The organism is Arthrobacter luteolus NBRC 107841, from assembly GCF_001552075.1.
Classification (GTDB): domain Bacteria; phylum Actinomycetota; class Actinomycetes; order Actinomycetales; family Micrococcaceae; genus Arthrobacter_B; species Arthrobacter_B luteolus.
On record NZ_BCQM01000001.1, the window covers coordinates 432,577 to 451,431 of the forward strand.

The 18,855-nt window shown below is 66.5% G+C and carries 11 protein-coding genes; 3 read left to right on the forward strand and 8 right to left on the reverse strand.

Annotated elements, in window-relative coordinates; genetic code table 11:
- Positions 1-3 precede the first annotated feature (3 nt).
- On the reverse strand, positions 4-5,118 hold the full coding sequence (locus AL3_RS02010) for a hypothetical protein (protein ID WP_066295951.1): 5,115 nt from the start codon (positions 5,116-5,118) through the stop codon (positions 4-6).
- A gap of 242 nt (positions 5,119-5,360) precedes the next feature.
- Between AL3_RS02010 and aroA the strand changes: the two genes are divergently transcribed.
- Genes aroA through AL3_RS02025 form a run of 3 tightly spaced genes read left to right on the forward strand, consistent with a single transcriptional unit; the run spans position 5,361 to position 11,771 of the window.
- On the forward strand, positions 5,361-8,393 hold the full coding sequence (aroA, locus tag AL3_RS02015; RefSeq protein WP_066295957.1) for a 3-phosphoshikimate 1-carboxyvinyltransferase: 3,033 nt from the start codon (positions 5,361-5,363) through the stop codon (positions 8,391-8,393).
- A complete protein-coding gene (locus AL3_RS02020; protein ID WP_205054078.1) occupies positions 8,390-9,580 on the forward strand; it encodes an acyl-CoA dehydrogenase family protein in 1,191 nt (396 codons plus the stop codon). Before aroA ends, AL3_RS02020 begins: the two co-directional genes overlap by 4 nt.
- Before the next feature lie 34 nt (positions 9,581-9,614).
- Entirely contained in the window at positions 9,615-11,771 is a 2,157-nt protein-coding gene (locus AL3_RS02025; RefSeq protein WP_083521366.1) for an oxidoreductase, read from the forward strand.
- A 53-nt stretch (positions 11,772-11,824) separates the two neighbouring features.
- Here the strand turns inward: AL3_RS02025 and tuf are convergent, their stop codons facing one another.
- The 7 genes from tuf to AL3_RS02060 all read right to left on the reverse strand — a co-directional run bounded on the left by tuf (position 11,825) and on the right by AL3_RS02060 (position 18,840).
- A complete protein-coding gene (gene tuf / locus AL3_RS02030) occupies positions 11,825-13,015 on the reverse strand; it encodes an elongation factor Tu (RefSeq protein ID WP_066295960.1) in 1,191 nt (396 codons plus the stop codon).
- 227 nt (positions 13,016-13,242) lie between these two features.
- Positions 13,243-15,357, reverse strand: coding sequence for an elongation factor G (gene fusA, locus AL3_RS02035; protein WP_066295961.1), 2,115 nt, complete (start codon positions 15,355-15,357; stop codon positions 13,243-13,245).
- A gap of 115 nt (positions 15,358-15,472) precedes the next feature.
- Positions 15,473-15,943, reverse strand: a complete 471-nt coding sequence (gene rpsG / locus AL3_RS02040; protein ID WP_055239342.1) for a 30S ribosomal protein S7 — start codon at positions 15,941-15,943, stop codon at positions 15,473-15,475.
- A 1-nt stretch (position 15,944) separates the two neighbouring features.
- Entirely contained in the window at positions 15,945-16,319 is a 375-nt protein-coding gene (gene rpsL, locus AL3_RS02045) for a 30S ribosomal protein S12 (protein ID WP_055239341.1), read from the reverse strand.
- A gap of 349 nt (positions 16,320-16,668) precedes the next feature.
- Positions 16,669-17,460: an IclR family transcriptional regulator domain-containing protein gene (locus tag AL3_RS02050; RefSeq protein ID WP_066295962.1), complete on the reverse strand. Its 792-nt coding sequence runs from the start codon at positions 17,458-17,460 to the stop codon at positions 16,669-16,671.
- Between the two features lie 19 nt (positions 17,461-17,479).
- Positions 17,480-18,160 carry a 3-oxoacid CoA-transferase subunit B gene (locus tag AL3_RS02055; protein ID WP_066295963.1) on the reverse strand — a complete coding sequence of 227 codons (681 nt, stop codon included), beginning with the start codon at positions 18,158-18,160 and terminating at the stop codon, positions 17,480-17,482.
- A complete protein-coding gene (locus tag AL3_RS02060; RefSeq protein ID WP_066295969.1) occupies positions 18,157-18,840 on the reverse strand; it encodes a 3-oxoacid CoA-transferase subunit A in 684 nt (227 codons plus the stop codon). Before AL3_RS02060 ends, AL3_RS02055 begins: the two co-directional genes overlap by 4 nt.
- Between the last annotated feature and the right edge of the window lie 15 nt (positions 18,841-18,855).

An 18,855-nucleotide genomic window follows, 5' to 3' on the forward strand; every position in this document is an offset into this window, starting at 1 on the left:
GTGTCAGGACCGGCTCTCTTCCTTTTCGCGGACCTCTTCCGGTTCGCTTCGAACCCTTGTCAGCCGCCAGACGGCGAGGGCAATCAACCCGGCGGCAAGCAGGGCCAGGAGCAGGAACGTGTAGCCGCGCAGATACCAGAGGACCGCCAATGCGACTCCCGCGGCACCCCAGATAGTGAAGAGCCTGCGGCTGGCGAGCAGGCCGAAGGCAAGCAGCCCGGCGTGCGCCACCAGCGCCCACAGTTGCTCGGCCGTCCCTCCGGACCCAATGGTTGTCAGGCCGCTGCCGGAGAGAATTACCGCCGATGCTCCCAGCAGGAAGGTGAAGCTGGATTCCCGTTTCCGCAGATACTCCCAGGCAGCCAGGCCCGCCAGGACGAAAGCCCAGTACTGAACGGACCAGAAGGCGTCGAGAGGATCTCCGGCGAGGTACCAGCCCATCCGCTGCACAGCGAGCGCCGCCGGGAGGACGGCCGCCTGCGCGGCCTGTTCCCGCAGCGTGTCCGGCGCTTCCCGGACAGCAAGCGCCAGTGCCGCCAGCAAGGTCAGCGAACCGGCCAGGGCTGCATGGTTCCACTCCCCCATGGCGGGAACTGATCCGGCAACAAGCGCGAAGGCAGCGGCTGAACCCATAATCCGGGAGCGCAGCTGCCTCCCGGGCACCCCGTCAGCCAGCGAAATGAACATCCGCAGCGCCTGGAGCAGGAGGGCAGCGGCCCAGGCCGGCCACAGATATCCGTACCCCTGCGGAAGGGGACCCCCCAGTGCGGAGCGCTGGAATTCCCCCACGGCAGCCAGTGCTGCGATGCAGAGCAGCGGCGGCACACCCACCGCCAGCCATGGACGGGCCCGGGTGTAGGAAACCGTGAGGAAGACGGCAGCGAGTGCGGTCAGTGAGAGCGCGGTCAGCATCAGGGCGTACTTCCCCGTTGCCAGGAGCAGTACGGCAGCCGGGTAAGCCGCTGCAGCAGTGAGAAGGGCAGTGCGGACCGGCAGGGCAAGCGCGGGCCGGGCTTCACCTGCGAGGGCTGCTGCGGCCAGGGCTGTCAGCACCAGACCTGCTGCCAGCGGGCCCAGCACCGGTCCGGGCAGTATGCCTTGCCCGCTGAACCGCGCCAGGCCAGTCAGGAGCAGGGGCAGCGCTCCGAGCGCGTAAACACCCGGGTAGAGGAACGCGGCTGCACGCCAGCGGGCAAATCCGGCGGCAGCAACGGCCAGGAGCAGCAGCAGCTGGGCCACCACAACATCCCGGTGCGCTCCCGTCCCGGCTGCCCATGCATAGCCGGCATATATAACCGGGGCGGAAGCCAGCAGGGCCATGGTCGTCCACTGGGCGGGGGCTGCGAAGCCGATGCCGCCCAGCCGGGGTTCCAGACCAGCACGCACGGCCTGGGCCGCGGCCAGGACCACCGCGGCGGCAGCGAACACCCCATGCATTCCGGCTCCGGCGTCAGCGGCAAGGAGGCCGGCCTGGACGGCGGCCAGGATCTGTACGCCCAGCAGATAGTGCCCGCGGTTGGGCTGGCTGCGGCGCGTCACGAGGTATCCGCCGTACGCCACCGCCAGCAGGAGCAGCAGCTCGTAGCTCCGCAGGCCCCAGACGCCGGCTCCGGCCAGGGCTGCTGCCGCAAAGCCGCCGGCAGCAAGTCCTTCCCACCTGCCCGGGCGCAGCATCAGCGCGGTGGCGGCGTTCGCGCCCAGCGCAGCCCAGATCAGCACCTGGGTCCAGCCGGTCTGCGGGTGCTCGAGGGAACGGACAGCAAGCTCCGCTGCCAGCACGGCCACGGCAGCGGAGACTGTCAGGACCGAAGCGTGGGGCAGCGGAGCTTTCCTCCGGATTCCTGCGGCGGTGGAACACTGCGTGAACAGGGCGGTTGCGGCGGCCGTGAGGATGAGCGCAAGGAGCACTTCCGTTTCCGCCGGACCGGGCACCGCCGCGTAGGTAAGGGGAAGCAGTGCCAGCACCGCCAGCCCGCCCCACCGGGAAGGTTCCGCTAGGCCCAGTGGTTCCACCCGCCGGTGCAGCAGAGTCCGCAGGATCTGTGCCGCAGCGAAGGAGACTGCCAGCGCGATAAAGAACCCGTTAATATGCCCCACCAGGTCTGCAGCCACCAGGGCTGCGACGAGGCTGCCAAGCACCTGCGCCGCCGCCAGATAGGCTCCGCGGAACGCGTTGCCCCGGTCACGCAGGAGCACCACGCAGTACGCCAGGGCGGCGGCGAAGAGGAGCTGGTAGCCACGCAGTCCCAGCAGGCCTGCGCCAAGCAGGGCCGCTGCCAGCAGCCCTGCAGGGGCCGCCAGCGCCAGCCTGGTGCCGCGGTGCAGAACGGCAGTCAAGAGGTTCGCGCTGAACGCCGCCCACAGTCCGGCCAGGGCCGGCGCGGTTGCGGGTGCGTCCGCCAGCCGGAGGCCCAGCGTGAGCAGCAGCGCCAGGACCGCGGCTTCGGCCGTGTCCTGGAGAATGCTCCGTCCGGGCGCAGCGGTTCGATTGGGCACCAACGCGAAGACTGCCTGGGTGGTGACGGCACTGATTGCGGCAATGAGCAGCAGCACGGTTCCGGTACCTGCCTCGGCATCCGCGCGCACTGCGTAGTACGCCAGCGGAAGCACGGCCAGAGCCACGAGGGTTCCCCAGTCCAGCACCCGGCCCAGCCCGACTGCGGCGAGCCTGCGGTGCAGCACGATGCGGAGAACGTGCTGCACCGCAAGCGAAAGTGCTATGGCGGTGAAGACTCCATGGATGCTGAGTCCCAGATCGGCGGCAACGAGGCCGGTGAGCAGTGTGAAGAGGGCCTGTGCTGCTGCCAGATAGACCCCGCGGACCGGCTGCGGCGAGAACTTCAGCATCTGCAGGGCACAGTAGCCCAAGGCCGCTGCGGTCAGCAGTTCGTATCCGGTCAGCCCCATCATCCCGGCCCCGAGCACTGCGGCGGCGGCGAAGCCTGCAGGCGCCGCGGCGGCGGCTCCCGGCCGGCGCAGCAGCGAGGACAGGACGTTGACGCCCACCAGGACCCACAGGGCGGACAGCGCCAGGACGGATGCGGGGGCTTCCACAAAGCGCAGCGCGGCGGCCAGCACAATGCCGATGCAGATGGAGGACGCGAGCTCGCCGTTCGGGAACTTCTCCGCTCGGCCCGCCGCCAGGCGCACTGCGGAGACGGCCTGGTTCGCTGCCACGGCCGCAATTCCTCCGGCCAGCGTCCAGGTCCAGGCGGCATCAGGAGCCTGGGATTCAAGGACAGTGTAAGCAGCGAGCGGAACCAGCAGGATCCCTGCGCACCGCGCCGCCAGCACGAACGATCCACGTTCATCCCCGCTGGCGCGGCCGGCACGCAGCACGGTGTATCCGGTGAGCAGTGCCAGCACCAGCAGCAGCGGCCAGAGCGGCGCCTGCCCGGTCAACACGCGGGGAAGCACGCCAAGCAGCAGGGCAGCACCGGCAGCGGGCTCAGCGGCGCCCCGGAATTTCCAGGCCGCTGCACAGAATGCGGCGAAGACCAGGACCACCGAACCGGCGTAGGCGAACAGGTTGCCGTTTCCGCCGCGGACGTCGAAGCCGAATACCAGGGCTGCCAGCACCCCTGCCAGGAACTGCAGCCCCAGGACCGCGGCGGCATCGACGTGGAAATAACGGCTGGCCCGGGAGGGCGTGGTGTGTTGGCGTGCTGCTGCGGCATACCGCGGCTCATAGACAAAGAGGGCTGCGGCCTGCGCCGCCAGCAGCGCCACGGCCGTCAGGAGGGTCAGTGGCACGGAACCGAGGAAGTAGTGGGCCGCGGACACCAGCCCGGCAGTCGCTCCGGCGCGGACCCCGTAGCTGTGCACCAGGGCCTGTTCTGCGGGTCCCTGCCACACCAGGACGGCGTAGTACCCGGCGATGGCCAGGAACAGGACGGACAGCGGACCCCATCCCAGTTCGGCGGCCGTGAGCAAAGCCGCAGCGGCGGTGGCCGGGACCAGGTAGCGGTGGGAGCGCACGAAGGCGTCGAGGTAGACGTTCCTGAGCCACCCCGGCCGGCGGACCGCGGCAAGGCTCACCAGGGTTGCGAGAAGAACGGTGAAGACGAAATACCAGACGATCCCGGAGCGGACCGCTGCGCCGGAGGCGAGCGCGGTGGAGAGCAGGAAGGTCAGGGCCAGGTAGGTCACGACCCGGCTGTCCAGCCGGGCAGCAGCGTAGGCAAAAGCCGCGGTGCCCACCAGAGACGTGGCCAGCCAGGCCAGGGCCGGATCGTGCAGGAGGAAGTTGTGCAGCGCCAGCCCTACAACCGGGATCAGGGCCAGGCCGGTGCCCGTAAAGGCAACGGCTGCCGGCCGCAGGCTCTTCCGGCGTGAGTGGATCACCAGCCCGGAGGAGTAGAACAGTGCCGTGAGAAGAACGATCCCGGCAAACCGGGCTTCTTCGGGGATGGAGATACCGATGAAGAGCGCAGCCGCAGCGACCAGCAGCAGGCTCGCTGAGTACAGGGTGATGTTGATGTTGCGCAGGTCCCGGCGCCGCTTGTCCGCAGCCAGCTCGGACTCGGTCCGCGGCCGGGGCGGCGCAGGAGGCCGGGGGCTGCGGGGCTGCACCGGGAGGGAGGACGGCGGGGCAGATGCGTTCGGCGGAACCGGAATATTCCGCGGGGCGGGGACGGAAGACGGGGCGGAGACGGAAGATACGGGCGCCGGGGCGGCCGGACCGTCGAAGGCCACCGGAGGCGCCGGGCGGGAGACGAAACCTGCGGGAGCGGGGGCTGGTGGCCAGGTTGGTGGGGGCGGAGCAGGGTGGCGGCCTGCACTGTCCGGGGACTGGGCACGCTGCTGGGGTGTGGCACTCTGCTGGGGAATGGCGCTCTGCTGGGGCTGGCTGCGGCCCTGCTGCCTGGACCGGGTCTGGGGCTGCGGCTTGGCGAGCCCCTGGGACATCGTGTATCCGGCCCCGGCAGCAGTATCAGCCTGGACGGAGGCGGCGTCCAACAGGCCCGCCTGATAACCCTCTTCGAAAATCTGTGCGGGATGCGGAAGGTCCCGGCCATAAGCGGTGCTGTTCCTGGCGGATGCGTCTTTCCGGGTGGAGAACCGCCCCACCGTGAACCCGGCCGCCGCGACAGCCAAAACTAAGATGAATTCCCCCATGACCAGCCGTGTTCCCCTCTACCGTCGGTGCTGCTCCCCATCCTAGGCGGGCGGACACGGACCGGGGACTGCCAGTCCCACCCTGTGGACAACGCCGCCGCGGACCCTGCCTGGAACAAATTGACGGACCCTCACCGGTGCTGGATGCGCAGCCTGTTCCGGGGGTCTTCCCGAACTGATAGCCTCGGCTCCGGGGTGGCCGCCTGGACGCGTACAGCAGCCGGTGGAAGGGCTATATCGCCATGCATCTTTCGGTCCTGGGAACACAGCAGCGCATCTGTGGGGAAGCACAGGTGCCCAACTCCAAATACCATGCCCACCGGGCGCTGATCCTGGCTTCCCTCGCACCCGGGACCAGCCGTATTACCGGGCTGACCGACGCGCGGCATGTTCATTACACGGTGGCAATGCTGCGCCGGCTCGGTACCCGGATAGACGTTGACGGCGGAACCTACGTGGTCCACGGCGGTCCGTACGTCCCCGCCGGAGAGAGCATCTCCGCCGGCAGCTCCGGCACCACCCTCTACTTCATGGCCGGTCTCGCATCCCTGGGGTCGCGGGACGTTACGGTCACCGGTCAAAAGTACTTCCAGCGCAGGCCCATCGGCCCGCTCCTGGCGGCGCTGCGGCAAATGGGAGTCGACGTCGACTCCCCCACTGACTGCCCGCCCCTGCGGGTGCGTGCCCATGCCCCGACCGGCGGCGAAGTCCACATCGCCGGAACGCTTTCCCAGTGGATTTCCGGTCTCCTGCTGCTCGCGCCGTTCGCGTCGGCACCCACCACCGTGGTGGTGGACGGAACGTTGAACGAACGTACCTATCTGGAACTGACGGTCAAGATGATGCGCCGGTTCGGGCTGCAGGTCGAAGTCCAGCAGGACTGGCACCGGTTCGACATCCCGCCGGGGCAGCAGGCCGTGCCCACAGACCTGCGGATGCCCCCGGACATCGGGTCCGCGGCCTTCGGCCTGGCCGCGGCCGCGCTCCATCCAGCCGATCTGCTGCTGCACGGGCTGACCTCCGTCACCGCTGCGGGCGCCGATCACCCGGAGGCTGATTTCCTCGACATCGCAGCGGGCATGGGACTGCCGATGGCTTACGACGCCGGTTCGGACGCCGTGCGGGTCCGGCACGACGGCCTGCGCCTGGGTCCGGCGGACATCGACTGCCGCCTCGTGCCGGATATGCTGCCGATCCTGTCGGTCATGGCCGCCTGTGCGGACGGCGAGAGCGTGTTCCGCAATGTGGAGCACGTGCGCCTGAAGGAATCGGACCGGGTCGCCGCGATGCTGCAGCTGAATTCCATGGGCGCGGACGTTCGGATCACCGGCAATGAACTGCGTGTCCGGGGCCCGGCCCGCCTGGCCGGTGCGGATCTTTCCTCCTTCAACGACCACCGGGTGCTCATGTCCCTGGCCATCGCGGCATCGGCGGCGGAGGGCCGGTCAACCCTTACCTATCCGAACGCCTACCGCATCTCCTATCCCGAGTTCCTGGAAGCCATGAACTCCTTCGGGTTGTCCATGCAGGTCGAGGAGGGCCGGGTCCTTCGCCGGAAGAACCCGCGTTCCCGCCAAGGACACCGTCCGGCGCAGCTCACGGTTCGCGGTATCGAGGAAAGTTCCGCCGTGACCGGACCTGATTGGGTCCGCCGGTGGGCGAAGGAACGTCCGGCGGACACCGCCGTCGTGGACGGACGCCCGGCCGGCACCGGGCACCTGACCTGGGCCGGCCTGGATGCCGGAGCGGACCGGATCGCGGCGATGCTGCTTAGCCTGGGCGTCCGGCCCGGGGACCGGGTGGCGTTCCAGTTGCCGAACTGGAGCGAATTCGTCCTCCTCACGGTTGCGGTCCTTCGGATCGGGGCCGTGGCCGCACCCCTGATGCCGATCTTCCGCGAGCGGGAGGTCGCCTTTGCCCTGCACCGCTCGCGGGCCGCCGTCGTTGTTGTTCCCGAAGAGTTCCGCGGCAGGCACTACGCTGCCGAGCTCTCCGGGATCCTGGCCGCCGGAACAGGCGCCGATCCTGACTACGATCTGGCGGTCCGGCATGTGGTGGTCGTCGGCGGCGCTGCTCCGCCGCTGCCGGTCCGCGAGCGGGGCGTCGTCTGGCACGGGTGGGAGCAGGAGCTGGCCGAGACGGAGGTGGACCGGGAGCTGATTGACGCTGCAGCCCCGGCTCCTGATGCGCCGGCGCAGCTGCTGTTCACCTCCGGGACCACCGGTGAGCCCAAGGGAGTGCTCCATCGGCACAGCACACTCAGCCGGGCTGCGGCTATGGAGGCACACCAGCTGGAGCTGGACAGCTCGGACGCCGTCTTCATTCCCTCTCCACTGGCGCATCAGACAGGTTTCCTCTACGGAATGTGGCTGTCCTTCGTGCTGGGAGCGCCGCAGATCCTGCAGGCGGTGTGGGAGCCCGAGCGGGCGCTGACCATGCTCCGGGGCTGGAAAGGCACCTTCGTCCAGGCTGCTACCCCCTTCCTCTCCGACCTGGTCAAGGCGGTCGAGGCCGGCGCCGCAGCTCCCCCGAGCCTGCGGATCTTCGTTAATACCGGTGCAGCCGTTCCGCGCCACCTGGCCGAACGTGCAACCCGTGTGCTGGACACCGCCGTCTGCGGAGCCTTCGGGACCACTGAAACCTGCCTGGGCTCGGTCTCCTCCCCCGGCGGCGAGCCGGCGCTGGTCTGGGGAACGGATGGACGCCTGCTCCCCGGTGTGCGGGCCCGGATCGTCAGTGACGAGGGGCAGCTGCTGCCGGCGGGCACCGAAGGTAACTTCGAGCTCCTGAGTCCCACCCTGTTCGAGGGGTACCTGGACCGCCCGGACCTGACCAAGGAAGCCTTCACAGAGGACGGCTGGTACCGCACCGGGGACCTGGCCACGCTCGACGACGCCGGGTACCTGCGCATCACCGGACGGGTGCGGGATGTCATCAACCGCGGCGGAGAGAAGATCCCGGTGGCGGAGATTGAACAGCTGCTCTACCGCCACCCGGGGGTGGAGGACGTAGCGCTGGCCGCGATGCCCGATCCGCGGCTGGGCGAACGGGCCTGCGCGTTTGTGGTCCCCGCCGGCGGGGCGGACCTGACGCTCGCGGACCTCACCGGATACCTGGACAGTTTCCAGGTATCGAAGCACTATTGGCCCGAGCATCTGGAAGTGGTTCAGGCCATTCCCCGCAACCCCGTCGGCAAAGTACAGAAATTCCTGCTGCGTGAACGGGCGCGCGAACTCGCAGGTGACCAGGCGGGCGAGGATAGGAGCCAGGCGTGAAGACCAGTGGCATTACTGCGGATGGGCGGGGCAGCTCCGTTCCCGAACCCGAGTACCAAAGCCTGCTCAAAAGGGTCACGGACTGGGTTGAGGGGCCCGGCGAAGCCTGGGCGGAGGAGATCGAGGCGGCGGGCAGCACACCGGATGCGTTGTGGAAACAGCTGCGGACTGAAGGTTTCCTGTCCCTGGCCGCACCGCGGGATCTCGGCGGGACCGGACTGAGCTTTGTGCAGTGGATGGGGCTGATGGAGGTCTTCTCCCGCTCACACGCTTCGATCCGCATGATCGTGCACGTACTGAACGGAACCTGGCGTGCCATGAACCCGTTCGCGGACGAACGGCAGCGCCGGGACGTCATCCGCCCGGCGGTGGCCGGGGATCTCACGGTCGCGTTCACCCTCACCGAGCCGGGCAACGGAACCGGCGTGGATATCACCTCCACTGTCCGACGCGACGGGGACACCTACTACCTCACGGGCCGCAAGCACCTCATCACCTTCGGAGTGCGCTGCGACTACTGGCTGCTGTTCGCCCGGCTGGCGGGCAGCACCGGCCGGGACGGAACCGTGGCCCTGCTGGTCGACCGCAATGTGCCGGGAGCGCTGGTCGAAGATACCTCGGAGACCATGGGGGTGCGCGGCACCGACCATGCGTCCCTGACGTTCACAGACTCGCCGGTTCCGGTGGCGAACCGGCTGGGCGCCGAGGGCGACGGCCTGCTGGTGGCGCTGGGCGGGTTCCTCACCCCCAGCCGGATTTCCGTGGCCATGAGCTGTGTGGGGCTGGCCCAGCGTGCCCAGCAGCTGGCGGTGCACTATGCCCTGGAACGCACAACCTTCGGCAAACCGCTGGCTTCCCGGCAAGCCATCGCCTTTATGCTGGCCGAAAACGCAGCCGATATTGCCGCCGCCCGGGCACTCACCCTGACGGCCGCAGCCGCCTGGCAGGCTTCCGAACCGGAGGCAGCAGCGCTGTCCTCAATGGCCAAGCTGACCGCCGTCGACATGCTGACCCGGGTCACCGACAAAGCGCTGCAGGTGCACGGCGGCATCGGTTACTGGCGGACCCAGCCGATCGAACGGGTTTACCGCGATGCCCGGGCGCAGCGGTTCGAGGAAGGTACGAACGAGATCCAGAAGGCCGTGATCGCCAGGGATCTCCTGGACCGCGCGGGCGGCCGGCGGTAGGCCGGTGCCTACGGATCCCCGCCCCGGAGCCCGGATGTTTCCTGCTGCCTTCGCGCCCGGCTCGATCGGCACGATGGAGCTGCCGCACCGGATCCTCATGGGTTCCATGCACCTGAACTTCGAAGCCGATCCCCGTGCGCTGGGCGCGTTCTACGCCGAGCGGGCAGCCGGGGGCGCAGCCCTGATCACCACCGGCGGCGCCGCGGTCAACCGGGAAGGCTCCGGCGGCAGGACCTATCTGGTGACAACCGGCGGTGCTTTCCAGGACGCTGCCGGTGCGGCTTTGGAGGCGGTGCACGACGCCGGCGGGCGGCTGGCGCTCCAGCTCTTCCACGCCGGCCGGTACGCCTTCGAAGACACCTTCGGCCTGCAGCCCCTGGCACCCTCAGCTGTCTGGTCCGACTACTCCCGAAGCATGCCTGCCGCCATGACCCAGGAGCAGATAGCGCAGACTCTGGCCGATTTTGCCGGCGCTGCCCGGCTGGCGCAGGCGCTTGGCTTCGACGCCGTGGAGATTATGGGTTCCGAGGGATATCTGGTGAATCAGTTTGCGTCAGCAGCGACCAACCTCCGCGATGATGCCTGGGGCGGAGACCCGGTGCGGCGGCAGGCCTTTCCGCTGGCAGTACTGGCCGCCGTACGGGACGCCGCCGGACCGGGCTGCCCGGTCATCTTCCGGCTGTCCGGCGACGACCTGCTGCCGGGGTCCAGTTCACCGGCGGAATACCGGCGGCTGGCTGCCGCCCTCGCTGCGGCGGGTGCGGACGCCCTGAACATCGGCATCGGCTGGCATGAGTCGCGGGTTCCCACAGTTCAGGCCCTGGTGCCGCACGGTCATTGGCTTCCGGTTGCCGCCCGGATCAGGGCTGCCCTGGCCCTCCAGGAGCGCCCGGTCCCGGTGATTGGGTCCAACCGCATCAACTCCCTGGCCCAGGCAGACGCCGCTCTGGCCGACGGACAGGTGGATTTTGTGTCCATGGCCCGGCCTTTCCTGGCCGATCCGCGGATCGTGGCTAAAAGCGCCGCCGGCCGGCCGGAGCTGGTCAATACCTGCATTGCCTGCAACGAAGCCTGCATCGACCGGTCTTTTGGCACGGAACCGGTGTCCTGTCTGGTCAACCCGCGGGCCGGACGCGAATCGGCTTTCCCCGTGGAGGTGCAGTTTGCCGGTGGGAGGTCCGCTCCGGGAGAGGACCCGATCCGCTCCCGGGGCGCCGGCCGGTTCCCGGATCACGCCCGGCTGCCTGCCCGCGCTGCCGTAGCGGTTGTGGGTGCGGGCCCGGCGGGCCTCCAGGCAGCCGCAACCCTCGCCGGGCACGGTGTGCAGGTGGTCCTGTTTGAGGCTGGGCCGGGTATCGGCGGACAGTTCCTGATGGCGGGAAAGGTGCCGGGGAAGGCGGACTTCCTCGAGACGGTCAGGTATTTCAGCCGGGAACTGCCCCGGCTCGGTGTCCGGATCCGCACCGGTGTGCAGGCCCAGGCGGCAGATCTGGCCGGGTTCAGCCATGTGGTGGACGCCACCGGGGTACTCCCCCGCTCCGTGCCCCTGCCCGGTCAGGGCCGGATTCCGGTCCTGGACTACCGGGAGGCGTTTGCCGATCCGGCAGCCCTGCGAGCCGCACACCGCATCGCCGTCGTGGGCGCGGGAGGTATCGCTGTGGACCTGGCCCACCTGCTTATATCTCCGGACCCGGGCCGGCCGGAGACGGAAGAGCAGTCGGTTGAACGTTTTGTGCGGGAGCTGCCGGGGGCCACGGCGGCCGGCAGCGGATCAGCGCAGATTACCCTGCTGCGCCGAAGCGGACGCATCGGCGCGGGAATCGGGCCTTCCACCCGCTGGGCTGCGCTCCAGGCGCTGCGCAGCGCAGGTGTGCACATGCTGACTGGAATTTCCTACCGGCAACTGAGCGACCGGGGACTGTTGGTGACCCGCCCGGACGGCGGAGACCTTCTGATCCCCGCTGACGCCGTCGTCGTCGCCGCCGGCCAGGTGGAGAACACCGAACTGGCCCGCGGGCTGGAGGCGGAAGGAATTCCGTTCACGGTCATTGGCGGGGCAGCCTCCGCCGCCGGTCTGAACGCCGTACGCGCTTTCGCTGACGGCCTGGAGTGCGGCACCGTGCTGGCCACCACCCTGGGAACCCGGCCGGGCCCGCTGCTCCCGGAACGCAAGAAGGCCCCGCTGCCGTAGCAGCGGGGCCTTCTCAATGCTGAACCGAACGGTCCGAGCGTCAGAACATCAAATTACTTGATGATCTTGGTGACGCGGCCGGATCCAACGGTGCGGCCGCCTTCGCGGATAGCGAAGCCGAGGCCCTCTTCCATTGCGATCGGCTGGATCAGTTCAACGGTCATTTCGGTGTTGTCACCGGGCATAACCATTTCCGTACCCTCGGGCAGGGTGATAACACCCGTGACGTCGGTGGTGCGGAAGTAGAACTGCGGGCGGTAGTTCGAGTAGAACGGGTTGTGGCGGCCGCCTTCATCCTTGGACAGGATGTAGACGTTGGCCTCGAAGTCGGTGTGCGGGGTGATGGAACCCGGCTTCACGACAACCTGGCCACGCTCTACGTCTTCGCGCTTGATACCGCGGAGCAGCAGGCCACAGTTCTCGCCGGCCCATGCTTCGTCAAGCTGCTTGTGGAACATCTCGATACCGGTAACCGTGGTCTTCTGGACCGGACGGATGCCGACGATCTCGACCTCGGAGTTGATGGCGAGGGTACCGCGCTCGGCGCGGCCCGTTACAACGGTGCCACGGCCGGTGATGGTGAAGACGTCCTCGATAGGCATGAGGAACGGCTTGTCCTTGTCACGGACGGGGTCAGGAACGTTGTTGTCAACGGCTTCCATCAGCTCTTCGACGGAGGCAACCCACTTGGGGTCGCCTTCCAGTGCCTTCAGGCCGGAAACGCGCACGACGGGAGCGTTGTCGCCGTCGAACTCCTGGGAGCTCAGCAGTTCGCGAACTTCCATTTCCACGAGGTCGAGAAGTTCCTCGTCCTCAACCATGTCGGACTTGTTCAGTGCGACCAGCAGGTAGGGAACACCAACCTGGCGGGCGAGCAGAACGTGCTCGCGGGTCTGAGCCATCGGGCCGTCAGTAGCGGCAACCACGAGGATTGCGCCGTCCATCTGAGCTGCACCAGTGATCATGTTCTTGATGTAGTCAGCGTGGCCGGGAGCGTCAACGTGTGCGTAGTGACGCTTCTCGGTCTGGTACTCGATGTGCGAGATGTTGATGGTGATACCGCGCTGGCGCTCTTCGGGCGCGGAGTCGATAGCAGCGAAGTCGCGCTGCTCGTTCAGGTCAGGGTACTTGTCAGCAAGCACCTTTGAAATGGCAGCGGTCAACGTCGTCTTTCCATGGTCAACGTGACCAATGGTGCCGATGTTGACGTGCGGCTTAGTCCGCTCGAACTTTGCCTTCGCCACGGGTTCCTCCTAGAAAGGTTAGAAGACTGAATCACCAGCCGCGCTTCTCGCAACTGATCCGATACAAGTCTACTGGGGGGCTGTTATTTTGATGAAATTGCCTTGTGCTGCGGATCCTTGCAGGTTCCGCTCAGTCTGGCCGCACACCCTGTGTCTTCGGGATTTTGGTCCCTGGAACAGGCTGCGCACGGCCGGTGTCCGGATTGCTCCGGACACCGGCCAGGGTCTTACTCGCCGCGCGTCTTCTGGATGATCTCGTCGGCTACTGCCTTCGGGACCTCTGCGTAGCTGTTGAACGACATCGAGTAAACGGCGCGTCCCTGGGTCTTGGACCGCAGGTCACCGATGTACCCAAACATGCCGGACAGCGGAACAAGGGCACGAATGACCTTTACGCCGCTGGCATCTTCCATCGACTGCATCTGCCCGCGGCGCGAGTTGATGTCACCGATGACCTCACCCATGTATTCCTCAGGGGTGCGGACTTCAACATCCATGATCGGTTCAAGCAGAACCGGGCTGGCCATCCGTGCGGCTTCCTTGAAAGCCTGGCGGCCGGCGATCTTGAACGCCATTTCCGAAGAGTCAACGTCGTGGTAAGCGCCGTCGATCAGCGTTGCCTTGATGCCGACAACCGGGTAGCCGGCAAGGATGCCGTCGGTGAGGGCGCTCTGGATACCCTGGTCGACGCTGGGGATGTATTCGCGCGGAACACGGCCACCAGTGACCTTGTTCTCGAACTCGTACATAGCGCCTTCGGCGGTATCCAGCGGCGCGATCGCGATCTGGATCTTTGCGAACTGACCCGAACCACCGGTCTGCTTCTTGTGCGTGTAATCGTAGCGCTCGACCGTTTTGCGGATCGTCTCGCGGTAAGCAACCTGGGGCTTGCCCACGTTGGCTTCGACGCGGAACTCGCGGCGCATGCGGTCCACCAGGATATCCAGGTGGAGCTCGCCCATGCCGGCGATGATGGTCTGGCCGGTGTCCTCGTCGAGGGAGACCTGGAAGGTCGGGTCCTCTTCGGAGAGCTTCTGGATGGCCGTGGAGAGCTTCTCCTGGTCACCCTTGGTCTTCGGCTCGATGGCCACGGAAATCACGGGCTCCGGGAAGCTCATGGATTCCAGCACGATCGGGTTCTGAAGGTCGCACAGGGTGTCGCCCGTGGTGGTGTCCTTCAGGCCGATAGCAGCGTAGATGTGACCCGTCGTGATCTCGTCGACCGGGTTTTCCTTGTTGGCGTGCATCTGGAAGAGCTTCCCGATGCGCTCCTTCTTCTGCTTGGTCGAGTTCATGACCTGGGTGCCGGAAGCAGCGTGACCGGAGTACACGCGGATGTAGGTCAGACGGCCGAAGAACGGGTGCGTCACAACCTTGAACGCCAGTGCCGCGAACGGAGCGTTGGCATCAGCGGCGCGCTCGAGGGTGACCTCTTCGTCGCGGATGTCGTGGCCCGTGATGTTCGGGACGTCAAGCGGGCTCGGCAGGTAGGCGACGACGGCGTCAAGCATCGGCTGTACGCCGCGGTTCTTGAACGCAGAGCCACACAGCACCGGGTAGACCTCGGAGTTGACGGTCAGCTTACGGATGCCGGCCTTCAGTTCCTCAACGGTGAGTTCTTCACCTTCGAGGTACTTGTTCATCAGCTCGTCGCTGGCCTCAGCGACGGTCTCAACCAGCATTGCGCGGTACTCTTCGGCCTTTTCCTGCAGGTCTGCGGGGATCGGCTCAACTTCGTACTTGGCGCCCATGGTCACGTCACCCTTGGCGTCGCCGCGCCAGGTGAGTGCACGCATTTCGAGGAGGTCAACAACGCCCTCGAATTCGCTTTCGGAGCCGATCGGCAGCTGGAGGACCAGCGGCTTGGCGCCGAGGCGGTTGATGATGGTGTCGACGGTGAAGTAGAAGTCAGCGCCGAGCTTGTCCATCTTGTTGACGAAGCAGATACGCGGAACGTTGTACTTATCAGCCTGGCGCCAGACAGTCTCGGACTGCGGCTCCACGCCTTCCTTGCCGTCGAAGACGGCTACGGCGCCGTCGAGCACGCGCAGGGACCGCTCAACCTCGACAGTGAAGTCAACGTGACCCGGCGTGTCGATGATGTTGATCTGGTTGTTGTCCCAGTAGCACGTGGTAGCTGCGGAGGTAATGGTGATACCCCGCTCCTGCTCCTGTGCCATCCAGTCCATGGTCGAGGCGCCGTCGTGCGTCTCACCAATCTTGTGGTTGACACCGGTGTAGAACAGGATGCGCTCGGTGGTAGTGGTCTTGCCGGCATCAATGTGGGCCATGATGCCAATGTTGCGGACCTTGTTGAGGTCGGTAAGCACGTCGAGTGCCACGGTTTCTCCCTAGTTTTGGTTCTGGGCCCCGCCGGTCATCTATTCGGCCTTCGGCCCCGAGGCCCGCCGAAGCGGGCCGCAGGGCCTGGGCTGAAGAGAATCGTGGAAAGGCTTATTACCAGCGGTAGTGGGCGAAGGCCTTGTTGGACTCGGCCATCTTGTGGGTGTCTTCGCGACGCTTGACAGCAGCACCAAGACCGTTCGAGGCATCCAGGATTTCGTTGCGGAGACGCTCGGTCATCGTCTTCTCGCGGCGGGCCTTGGAGTAGCCGACGAGCCAGCGCAGTGCCAGGGCGGTTGCGCGGCCGGGCTTGACCTCAACGGGAACCTGGTAGGTGGCGCCGCCAACGCGGCGGGACTTGACCTCAAGGCTCGGCTTGATGTTGTCCATGGCCTTCTTCAGGGCTGCAACCGGATCCTGTCCGGTCTTCTCCTGTGCTCCGGCGAGGGCACCGTAAACGATGCGCTCGGCGGTGGACTTCTTGCCGTCGACGAGGACCTTGTTGATCAGCTGCGTGACCAGCGGGGAGCCGTAGACGGGATCAACTGCGAGCGGCCGCTTGGGGGCCGGACCCTTGCGGGGCATATTACTTCTTCTCCATCTTCGCGCCGTAGCGGCTGCGAGCCTGCTTGCGGTTCTTGACACCCTGGGTGTCAAGCGCGCCGCGAACGATCTTGTAACGGACACCGGGCAGGTCCTTCACACGGCCACCGCGGACCAGCACGATGGAGTGTTCCTGCAGGTTGTGACCCACACCGGGGATGTAGGCGGTAACTTCAACGCCGCCGTTGAGGCGGACGCGGGCTACCTTGCGCAGAGCCGAGTTCGGCTTCTTCGGGGTGGTGGTGTAAACACGGGTGCACACACCACGGCGCATCGGGCTGCCCTTAAGGGCGGGAGCCTTGGTCTTGGAGACCTTGGGTGAGCGGCCCTTCCGGACCAGCTGCTGAATCGTAGGCACTTATCAGTTCTCCGTTTATCTCGAGATAGATTCTCTGGTTGCAACGCCGGGCTGCCGGCTGTCTGCAGCCTCAGGCGACGCTTTTCAAAGTTTGTTGCCGCAGTGCCCCGAGACGTTCCGTTGAACCGAAGCGACCGTAGGCGTGCAAAAGTGTGGCATTCGTTGCACAAGAACCCTGCAACCCGGAAACAGGCCCCCACCCGCACTTCGGATAAATCCGGAGAACATGCGAGCGGCCTTCATCCACTGCCACACAAACAATTGTAATAAGTCTAGCAGACTCCACCCGCAGCCTGTGACCGGTGCTGGCCGGGGTTGAATTCCGGCCAGCCGGCACGGCGGTCGAAGCCTAGCTCCGCGCCGCCAGGGCCTGCGTGATTTTCCGTGAAGCCTCCTGCAGATGCGGCAGCACGGAGGCCGCCGCTTCCTCCAGTGTAGGACCATCCAGTCCGAGCGTTGCCTGCATCGAGGTATTCAGCGCAGCAACCACTTCACCGGACGGGCTGAAAATTGGGACCGCCACCGAGCGCAGGCCCCGTTCGAGTTCCTGGTCCACCACGGCCCAGCCCTGGTCGCGGACCCGCTGCACTTCTGCGCGCAGATCGGCTTCGGTGGTCAGGGTCCGCTCGGTGAGGGGCTTGAGCTCCACCTCCGCCAGGTAGGCCGTTAGCCGGTCCTCCGGCAGGCCTGCCAGCAGGACCCGGCCCATGGACGTGGCGTAGGCGGGGAACCTGGTTCCGACGGTGATCCCGACGGTCATCAGCCGCCGGGTGTGGATCCTGGCCACGTAGACGATTTCGTTTCCATCGAGGATGGAAGCTGAGGTGGACTCATGGATTTCCCGGGACAGATCCTCGAGCAGCGGCTGGGCCAGCTGGGGCAGGGTCTGTCCGGCAAGGTAGGAGTAACCGAGCTGGAGGACCAGGGCTGTCAGTTCGAAGCTCCGGCCGTCGGTCCGGACATAACCAAGCTCGACCAGGGTCAGCAGGAACCGCCGGGCCGTGGCCCGGGTCAGTCCGGTGCGGCGGGAGACATCGCTGAGCGTCATCTGCACGTGTTCGGCATCGAAAGCCCGGATGACGGACAGTCCGCGGGCCAGCGACTGTACAAACTGGTCGCTGGCCGCGATGGTTTCGCTCATTTATCCCCCATTGAAGGTCCTAGGCTGCGTCCGCGGAAGGTGCGGTCAGCGGCACGTCCATCTTGGCGGCAAGCTCCTCGAAGCTGATCCCGAAGGTCTCGCGGACATGGACGCCGTCCTCCTTCAGGAGGAACACCGCTTCATTAGTGTAGACGCGGGTGACACATCCCACTCCTGTCAGCGGGTAGGAGCACTCCGCGACGAGCTTGCTGACGCCTTCCCGGGTGAACAGGGACATCATGACGTAGACGTCCTTGGCCCCGGTGGCCAGGTCCATGGCACCGCCCACTGCTGGAATCGCGTCCGGTGCGCCGGTGTGCCAGTTCGCCAGGTCGCCCGTTGCCGAGACCTGGAAGGCGCCCAGCACACAAACGTCGAGGTGCCCGCCGCGCATGATCGCGAAGGAGTCAGCGTGGTGGAAGTAGGAGGCGCCGGGCAGTTCGGTGACCGGAATCTTGCCGGCATTGATCAGGTCGCCGTCAATTTCGTCGCCATGGGCTTCCGGACCCATACCGAGCATGCCGTTCTCGGTATGCAGCGTGACGTGCTGCTCCGGCCGGAGATAGTTGGAAACGAGGGTCGGCTGGCCGATGCCCAGGTTCACGAAGGAGCCGGGTGCAATGTCCCGGGCGACCAGTTCTGCCAGCTGGTCGCGGTCCAGTTTTTCGCTCACGATGGTGTTCATTGCCTTCTCGCTCATGCTGCTGCCGGTGCTTTCTCGCTGGATACCTGGACCAGGGAGTTCACGTAGATCCCGGGGGTGACGATGATTTCCGGATCGAGATCCCCGGTTTCGACGATTTCACGGACCTGGACAATGGCGTTCTTCGCGGCGGCTGCCATGATCGGGCCGAAGTTCCGTGCGGTCTTGCGGTAGATAAGGTTGCCGGTCCGGTCCGCCTTCAGCGCCTTCACCAGCGCGAAATCAGCGTGGATCGGCATTTCGAAGACGTAGCCGCGGCCGTCGATCATACGGGTTTCCTTGCCCTCTGCCAGCGGTGTGCCGTAGGCGGTGGGCGTGAAGAAACCGCCGATTCCGGCACCGGCAGCCCGGATGCGCTCGGCGAGGTTGCCCTGCGGCACCAGCTCGAGTTCGATCTCCCCGGCGCGGAACTTGGCGTCGAAGATGTGGGAATCGGACTGGCGGGGGAATGAGCAGATGATCTTGCTGACCCGGCCGGCACCGATGAGTGCAGCCAGTCCCTCCTCACCGTTGCCGGCGTTGTTGTTCACCACGGTCAGGTCCTTGGCGCCCTGGCGCAGCAGGGCCTCGATCAGCTCGACGGGCTGCCCGGCCTTGCCGAAGCCGCCGATCATCACGGTGGCCCCGTCATAGATTGGCGCGACTGCTTCGTCAGCGTCCTGCAGAATATTCAGCACGGTTCTCCCTGGAAA

Coding starts and splice junctions, on each gene's coding strand:
- AL3_RS02010 (WP_066295951.1), bottom strand. CDS start 5,118: ATGGGGGAATTCATCTTAGTTTTGGCTGTCGCGGCGGCCGGGTTCACG.
- aroA (WP_066295957.1), top strand. CDS start 5,361: ATGCATCTTTCGGTCCTGGGAACACAGCAGCGCATCTGTGGGGAAGCA.
- AL3_RS02025 (WP_083521366.1), top strand. CDS start 9,615: ATGTTTCCTGCTGCCTTCGCGCCCGGCTCGATCGGCACGATGGAGCTG.
- rpsG (WP_055239342.1), bottom strand. CDS start 15,943: ATGCCCCGCAAGGGTCCGGCCCCCAAGCGGCCGCTCGCAGTTGATCCC.
- AL3_RS02050 (WP_066295962.1), bottom strand. CDS start 17,460: ATGAGCGAAACCATCGCGGCCAGCGACCAGTTTGTACAGTCGCTGGCC.
- AL3_RS02055 (WP_066295963.1), bottom strand. CDS start 18,160: ATGAGCGAGAAGGCAATGAACACCATCGTGAGCGAAAAACTGGACCGC.